Origin of the sequence: Pseudomonas sp. GD03858 (assembly GCF_029840925.1) — a bacterium.
GTDB lineage: Bacteria > Pseudomonadota > Gammaproteobacteria > Pseudomonadales > Pseudomonadaceae > Aquipseudomonas.
This window is the reverse complement of record NZ_JAOCDM010000169.1, coordinates 1-7,757: the sequence shown is the minus strand read 5'-3', so window position 1 is coordinate 7,757 and position 7,757 is coordinate 1. Positions and strand designations below refer to the sequence as shown.

The following is a 7,757-nucleotide window of genomic DNA, read 5'->3' as shown; positions in this document are numbered from 1 at the left end:
GGTCCGGCGCCCCGGCAAGGCCGCTCCTACAAAGAGCGTGCTAAATCCTCAGTGCCCGCCCAGATAGGCGTTGCGCACCTCCTCGTTGACCAGCAGCTCCTGCCCGGTGCCACTCATGCGGATCTGCCCGTTGACCATCACATAGGCCCGGTCCGACAGCTTCAGCGCATGGTTGGCATTCTGCTCGACGAGGAAGATGGTCATGCCGGTCTGCGCCAGCTCGCGCAAGGTCGCGAAGATCTGCTTGACCACGATCGGCGCCAGCCCCAGCGATGGCTCGTCGAGCAGCAACAACTTGGGCCGGCTCATCAGCGCCCGGGCAATCGCCAGCATCTGCTGTTCGCCGCCGGACATGGTCATCGCCCGCTGGTTGCGCCGCTCCTTGAGCCGTGGAAACAGCTCGTACATGCGCTGCATGTCCTCGTTGGCATGTTTGTCGCCAATCGGAATGGTGCCCATCATCAGGTTCTCCTCGACGGTCATGTCGGGGAACACCCGGCGCCCTTCCGGAGACTGGGCGATGCCGTTGGAGGCGATGAAGTGCGACGACTTGCGGGTGATGTCGGTGCCGCGATAGACGATCTGCCCGGAGGCCGCCCGCGGCTGGCCGAAGATCGACATCAGCAGTGTCGACTTGCCCGCGCCGTTGGCGCCGATCAGGCTCACCGTCTCGCCTTCGTTGATGTGCATCGAGACTTTCTTCAGGGCCTGGATCGGCCCGTAGAACACGTCCAGGTCCTTCAGTTCGAGAATGGGTGCGCTCATGTCAGTTCCTCTTCGTCGGCACCCAGGTAGGCGGCGATCACCGTCGGGTTGTGGCGGATGTCCTGCGGGGTGCCCTCGGCGATCACGTTGCCATGGTCGAGCACGACGATATGGTCGGAGATGCTCATCACCATGCCCATGTCGTGCTCGATCAGCACCACGGTGATGTCGTGCTCGTCGCGCAGCACGCGGATCATGCGGCTCAGGGCCTCGGTCTCCTGGGGGTTGAGACCGGCGGCCGGCTCGTCCAGGCAGATGATCTTCGGCCGCGTGCACATGGCCCGGGCGATTTCCAGGCGCCGCTGCTGGCCGTACGACAGTTCGCCAGCCAAGCGGTTGGCGCAATCGACCAGGTCGACCACCTCCAGCCAGTAGAACGCATGGTCCAGCGCGTCGCTCTCGGCCTTGCGGTAGCCCGGGGTGTTGAGCACGCCGGCCAGCAGGTTGCGGTTGACCCACATATGCTGGGCCACCAGCAGGTTTTCCACCACCGACATTTCCTTGAACAGGCGAATGTTCTGGAAGGTGCGCGCCAGCCCGGCGCGGTTGACCAGGTGGGTACCGCCGAACATCTTGTAGTACAGGCGGTTGGCGAAGCGCGCCGGCGAGACGAAGTCCGCCGCCTGGAAGCGCTCGCCGAGCAGCTGGATGACGTTGGTGTGGCTGCCGCGCACGTTCAGCTCGATACGCCCGCCGCTGGCCTTGTAGAAGCCGGTGAGGCAGTTGAACACGGTGGTCTTGCCGGCGCCGTTGGGGCCGATCAGGGCGAAGATCTGGTTGCGCTTGACCTTCAGGCTGACATCGCTGAGCGCCTTGATGCCGCCGAACTGCATCATCAGGTTGTCGACCGACAGAATGATTTCGTCGCTCATGGCGCCACTCCTTTACGCGGGACCACACCGGTTCGGCTGATGCGGATCAGCCCCCGCGGTCGCCAGATCATCATCAGCACCATCAGCACGCCGAACAGCAGCACCCGGTACTCGGAGAAGCTGCGCAGCAGCTCCGGGGCCACGGTCAGCACGAATGCCGCTATCACCACGCCCACGGTCGAGCCCATGCCGCCAAGCACGACGATGGCGAGGATCAGCGCCGACTCGAAGAAGGTAAACGACGACGGGTTGACGAAGCCCTGGTAAGTGGCGAAGAACACCCCGGCCAAGCCGGCGGTGGAAGCGCCCAGGGTGAACGCAGAGAGCTTGACCAGCACATGGTTCAGGCCCATGGAGCGGCAGGCGATCTCGTCCTCGCGCAGGGCCTCCCAGGCGCGCCCGACCGGCATGCGGGTCAGCCGGTGCTTGATGTACAGCACCGCCAGCACCACCAGGAACAGCACGGCGTAGATGAACACGAACTTCAGATTGGGGTTGTAATCGAAGCCGAAGAACTCATGGATCGGCACTCCGCCGTCCTTCGCCCGACGGCCGAACTCCAGCCCCAGGAAGGTCGGCGACGGCGCCGGCATGCCGTTCGGGCCGCCGGTGAACGACAGCCAGTTGTTCAGCACCAGGCGAATGATCTCGCCGAAGCCCAGGGTGACGATGGCCAGGTAGTCGCCGTGCATTCGCAACACCGGGAAGCCGAGGATGCACCCGGCCAGCGCAGCAGCGATCGCCGCCAGCGGCAGCACGCTCCAGAAGCCCAGGCCCAGGTACTGGTAGCCCAGCGCCAGGCCGTAGGCGCCAATGGCGTAGAACGCCACGTAGCCCAAGTCGAGCAGGCCGGCCAGGCCGACCACGATGTTCAGGCCCAACCCCAGCAGCACGTAGATCAGGCCGAGAATAACCACGGTCAGCAGGTACTTGTTGGCGAAGATCGGAAACACGATGGCGATGACGATCAGCGCCGGGATGATGTAGCGCAGTCGCGACTTGTAGTCCGGCGCCAGCACATGCACGCCCGAGCCACCGCTGTCGAAGCCCTGGAGCATGCGCTGGCCGGTGGCCGTCTGCAGGAACAGGCTGAGGATGAAGCGCCCGACCATCACCCCGCCGACCAGCCAGGCGACGCGTTTGGGCTCGGCGTTGAAACTGTAGCCGTCGAGCACCACGCCGACGACCGGACCGAAGACGATAAGGGCCAGCAGCCCGGCGACGATCGTCTCCAGCAAGCTGCGTTTGAAATCGAAACCTTTGGACTGAACAACTGAGGCAGTATTGGCAGCGGACATGTTCACACCTTAGCCACGAGCGGGCGGCCCAGCAGGCCCTGGGGACGGAAGATGAGGATCATCACCAGCAGCGAGAAGCTGAACACGTCCTTGTAGTCGGAGTTGATCAGGCCGGAGAACAACGACTCGGAAATCCCCAGGATGATCCCGCCGAGCATGGCCCCCGGCAGCGAGCCGATGCCGCCGAGTACCGCGGCGGTGAACGCCTTGATGCCGATGATGAAGCCGGCGTAGAAGTCGAAGGTGCCGTAGTTCATGGTGATCAGCACACCGGCCAGCGCGGCCATCACCGCACCGATGACGAACACGTAGGAGATCACCCGGTCGGTGTTGATGCCCAGGATCGAAGCCATCTTGCGGTCTTGCTGGGTGGCGCGGCACATGCGGCCGAGCTTGGTGTACTTGATGACGTAGGTGAGCAGCGCCATGCCGAGGAAGGCGGCCACCAGGATGAAGATCTTGGTGTAGGTCAGCTGCACGAAGCCCGTGCCGACTTCGACACGCACGGCGCCTTCGAGCAGGGTCGGCACGCCTTGCTGACGGGCGCCCTGGCTGATCTGCGCGTAATTCTGCAGGATCAGCGAGATGCCGATGGCGCTGATCAGCGGGGCCAGGCGGGTGGAGTTGCGCAGGGGCTTGTAGGCGATGCGTTCGATGGTGAAGCCATAGACGCCGGTGACGACGATGGTGAACAACAACGTGCCCAGCATCAGCAGCGGGAAGGATTCGATACCGAAGTAGGCCAGCAATGCCAGGCTGATCGCCGCGAGGTACGCGGAGATCATGTACACCTCGCCGTGCGCGAAGTTGATCATGCCGATAATGCCATAGACCATTGTGTAGCCGATGGCGATCAGGCCATAGACCGACCCTAGGGTCAGGCCGTTGACCAGTTGCTGCAGGAAAATACCATCCATAACGCAACCTCACCTGATTGAGATTGCACGAGCGCCGACCACGCAGGGCCACGGATGAAGCGGCCTTCGCAGCGCAGAACTGTGCATATCTACGGACAAGGACAGGTACAGCGGGGCTACGGCCCGGTGCGAAACGCACCCGGGCCGTTGGCCGTTGTTATTTTTGTTTTTCCAGCTGGTGGTACTTGCCGTTGGCATCCCACTGGTAGACCACATAGTCGGAGACGGTCAGGTCACCCTTGCTGTCCCACTTCTTCTCGCCCATGACGGTCTGCACCGGGTTGGCCTTGAGCCATTTGGCGGCGTCTTCGCCCTTGTTGGACTTGGCGCCGTTGAAGGCGGCTGCCAGTGCCTGGACCGAAGCGTAGGCGTACAGGGTGTAGCCTTCAGGCTCGGTGCCAGCCTTGCGGAACTCCTCGACCACGACCTTGCTGTCGGGCAGCAGGCGCGGGTCGGCGCCGAAGGTCATGTACACGCCATTGGTGTATTGCGCACCGCCCGCGGTGGCCACCAGCTCGTCGGTGACGATGCCGTCATCGGACATGAACGCCACATCCTTCAGGCCCTGCTCGCGCAACTGGCGTACCAGCGGGCCGGCCTCCGGATGCAGGCCGCCGAAGTAGACGACATCGGCGCCAGCGGCGCGGATCTTGGTGACCACGGCGCTGAAGTCCTTCTCGCCACGGGTCAGGCCTTCGTACAGCACCGGGGTGACGCCACGCTTGATCAGCTGCGCCTTGGTCGCGTCGGCCAGGCCCTGGCCGTAGGTGTCCTTGTCGTGCAGCACGACCACCTTCTTGCCCTTGAGCACATCGACGATGTAATTGCCGGCGACGATGCCCTGCTGGTCGTCACGGCCGCACATGCGGAACATCGCGCCCAGGCCGCGCTCGGTGACCTGCGGGTTGGTCGAGCCCGGGGTGATGGCGATCACCCCCGCCTCGTCGTAGACCTCGGAGGCCGGAATGGTGTTGGAGGAGCAGAAGTGGCCGACCACGCCAATGACCTTGTCCTGGTCGACCAGGCGGTTGGCCACGGCCACGGCCTGCTTGGGTTCGCAGGCATCGTCACCCTTTACCAGGACGATCTTCTCGCCGTTCACCCCACCGGCGGCGTTGATCTTGTCGGCCGCCGCCTGGGCACCTTTCATGTACTGCTCGCCAAACGCTGCGTTGGCCCCGGTCATCGGGCCCGCGACGCCGATCTTGATGTCGGCCTGAACATACGAAGAAACACCCAGTGCCGTGGCTACGGCCAGTGCCAGGAAACCTTTCTTGTAAAACGTCTGCGACATGAGGTGGTGCTCCTAGAGTATTTTTTTGGTTGGCACTACAACTTCTCAGCCCTGTGCTCCGAGCAAGGGCCGTGCCATTGGTTTTGTCTTCCGGGAAAACACACTGTGGAGGTTGTGACGAGGCGACCGACGGCCTTTTCTTTATTGAGCGTGCAACCGTCTGCCATAAGGCAAGCGCCACCGACACGCCTAGACAAGGAGCAACCATCGAGCGCCATTATTGCAACCCTTGCAAGTGTTTACGTGCAACCACCCTGTAACAGCCGACGTCACCGAACTGCACACCGCTGGTGCGTGACTGCTACAGGCGGCACTGTCTGAAGGCTAGTCGGTGCGCGGAAAAACACCTGTTTTGCCTGTGCCGGCCCTTTCGCGGGGAAACCCGCTCCCACATGGACCGCGCCTCACTTGCAGGAGCCTGCTTTGCTGACGATGCCCGGCAAGGCCGGACCCGCTTCCACAAAAGACCGTTGCTGTCACAGGATGGCACTCTACCTGTGGGAGCGGGTTTACCCGCGAAAGGGCCGGCACAGGCGCAACATCACCTCAAAGGCTGGCACAATGGTCGCCATTGCCCGCCCTGGAGCTTCCCCTGATGAGCGAAAGCGCATTCGCCGAGCGCATCGTGCATAACCTGCTCGACACCGACTTCTACAAGCTGACGATGATGCAGGCGGTACTGCACAACTACCCGGACGCCGACGTCGAATGGGAATTCCGCTGTCGCAACGGCGAGGACCTGCGCCCTTACCTGGGCGAGATTCGCCGTCAGCTCGAACTGCTCAGCGAGCTCACCCTGGACGACGGGCAGCTGGCGTTCCTCGAGCGCATCAGCTTCCTCAAGCCGGACTTCCTACGCTTCCTGCGCCTGTTCCGCTTCAACCTGCGCTACGTGCATCTGGGCATCGAGCACGACCAGCTGTGCCTGCGCCTGCGCGGCCCCTGGCTGCACGTGATTCTCTTCGAGGTGCCACTGCTGGCCATCATCAGCGAGGTGCGCAACCGCCATCTGCACCCCCGCATGCGCCTGGCCGAGGCCCGCGACCAGCTGTACCGCAAGTTCGACTGGCTGCGCGCCCATGCCAGCGACGACGAGCTGGCCCACTTGCAGGTCGCCGATTTCGGCACCCGGCGGCGCTTCTCCGGTCGCGTGCAGGAAGAAGTGGTGCGGGTGCTGCGCGATGACTTCCCGGCCCGCTTCGTCGGCACCAGCAACGTCGACCTGGCATGGAAACTGGATATCAAGCCCTTGGGCACCATGGCCCACGAGTGGATCATGGCCCACCAGCAGCTAGGCCCACGGCTGATCGACAGCCAGATCGCCGCGCTGGATTGCTGGGTCCGTGAGTACCGTGGCCTGCTGGGCATCGCCCTGACGGACTGCATCACCATGGATGCCTTCCTCAACGACTTCGATCTGTACTTCGCCAAGCTGTTCGATGGCCTGCGCCACGACTCGGGCGACCCGGTGCAATGGGCCGAAAAGGCCATCGCCCATTATCAGAAGCTGGGAATCGACCCGATGACCAAGACCCTGGTGTTCTCCGATGGCCTGAACCTGACCCGTTCGCTGGAGATCTTCCGCGCGCTGCGCGGGCGCATCAACGTCAGCTTTGGCATCGGCACCAACCTGACCTGCGATATCCCAGGCGTGGCACCGATGAACATCGTGCTTAAAATGACCGACTGCAACGGCTCGCCGGTGGCGAAAATCTCCGACGAGGCCGCCAAGACCCAATGCCGCGACGCGAACTTCGTCGCCTACCTGCGTCACGTATTCAAAGTCCCCAGCAAGGAGTAACCCATGCAAGCCGTCCAGCAAGAGATTGCCCAGGCGCTCAAGGTGCAGCCGCCGTTCGCAGACGCCGCCGCGCTCGAGCAGGAAGTCGCCCGGCGCGTGGCCTTCATCAAGGACTGTCTGGCCAATGCCCGGCTCAAGACCCTGGTGCTGGGCATCAGCGGCGGCGTCGACTCGCTGACCGCCGCCCTGCTCGCCCAGCGCGCGGTCAGCGAACTGCGTGCCGAGACCGGCGACAAGGCGTACACCTTCATCGCCGTGCGCCTGCCGTACCAGGTGCAGCACGATGAGCACGACGCCCAGGCCTGCCTGGACGTGATCAAGGCCGACGAGGTGCATACCGTCGACATCGCCCCGGCGGTACGCGCGCTAGCCACTGAAGTGAAAGCATTGGAAGGTGGCTCGCCGAGCCTGGTGGACTTCGTCGTCGGCAACACCAAGGCGCGCATGCGCATGGTTGCCCAGTACACCATCGCCGGTGCCCGCGCGGGCCTGGTGATCGGCACCGACCATGCCGCCGAGGCGGTGATGGGCTTCTTCACCAAGTTCGGTGACGGGGCGTGCGACCTGGCGCCGCTGAGCGGGCTGGTGAAGAACCAGGTGCGGGCCATAGCGCGCAGCTTCGGCGCGCCAGAGTCGCTGGTGGAGAAGGTGCCGACCGCGGACCTCGAGGACCTTGAGCCGGGCAAGCCGGACGAGGCATCACATGGCGTGACCTACCAGCAGATCGATGCGTTCCTGCACGGGCAACCGGTCGATCAGGCAGCGTTCGACATCATCGTCGCCACCTACCGCAAGACCCAGCACAAGCGC

At 63.7% G+C, this 7,757-nt stretch carries 7 protein-coding genes; 2 read left to right on the top strand and 5 right to left on the bottom strand.

The annotated features are described in order from the left end of the window. Positions 1-48: 48 nt before the first annotated feature. From N5D48_RS25090 to N5D48_RS25070, 5 genes are all read right to left on the bottom strand, one after another. Complete coding sequence (locus N5D48_RS25090) at positions 49-765, bottom strand: ABC transporter ATP-binding protein (RefSeq protein ID WP_279888751.1); 717 nt, start codon at positions 763-765, stop codon at positions 49-51. Further along, complete coding sequence (locus tag N5D48_RS25085) at positions 762-1,637, bottom strand: ATP-binding cassette domain-containing protein (RefSeq protein ID WP_279888750.1); 876 nt, start codon at positions 1,635-1,637, stop codon at positions 762-764. Before N5D48_RS25085 ends, N5D48_RS25090 begins: the two co-directional genes overlap by 4 nt. After that, positions 1,634-2,935: a high-affinity branched-chain amino acid ABC transporter permease LivM gene (gene livM / locus N5D48_RS25080; protein ID WP_279888748.1), complete on the bottom strand. Its 1,302-nt coding sequence runs from the start codon at positions 2,933-2,935 to the stop codon at positions 1,634-1,636. The genes N5D48_RS25085 and livM overlap by 4 nt, the downstream gene beginning before the upstream one ends. A gap of 2 nt (positions 2,936-2,937) precedes the next feature. Beyond that, positions 2,938-3,852, bottom strand: a complete 915-nt coding sequence (locus N5D48_RS25075; RefSeq protein ID WP_279888747.1) for a branched-chain amino acid ABC transporter permease LivH — start codon at positions 3,850-3,852, stop codon at positions 2,938-2,940. Positions 3,853-4,009: 157 nt separating this feature from the next. Continuing rightward, complete coding sequence (locus N5D48_RS25070) at positions 4,010-5,146, bottom strand: branched-chain amino acid ABC transporter substrate-binding protein (RefSeq protein ID WP_279888745.1); 1,137 nt, start codon at positions 5,144-5,146, stop codon at positions 4,010-4,012. A gap of 595 nt (positions 5,147-5,741) precedes the next feature. On the opposite strand from N5D48_RS25070, the gene pncB reads away from it, so the two are divergent. Both pncB and nadE read left to right on the top strand, forming a co-directional pair. Continuing rightward, positions 5,742-6,947 carry a nicotinate phosphoribosyltransferase gene (gene pncB, locus N5D48_RS25065; protein ID WP_279888744.1) on the top strand — a complete coding sequence of 402 codons (1,206 nt, stop codon included), beginning with the start codon at positions 5,742-5,744 and terminating at the stop codon, positions 6,945-6,947. A 3-nt stretch (positions 6,948-6,950) separates the two neighbouring features. Then, positions 6,951-7,757: ammonia-dependent NAD(+) synthetase (gene nadE, locus N5D48_RS25060; protein WP_279888743.1), on the top strand; the 807-nt coding region annotated here is incomplete at its 3' end.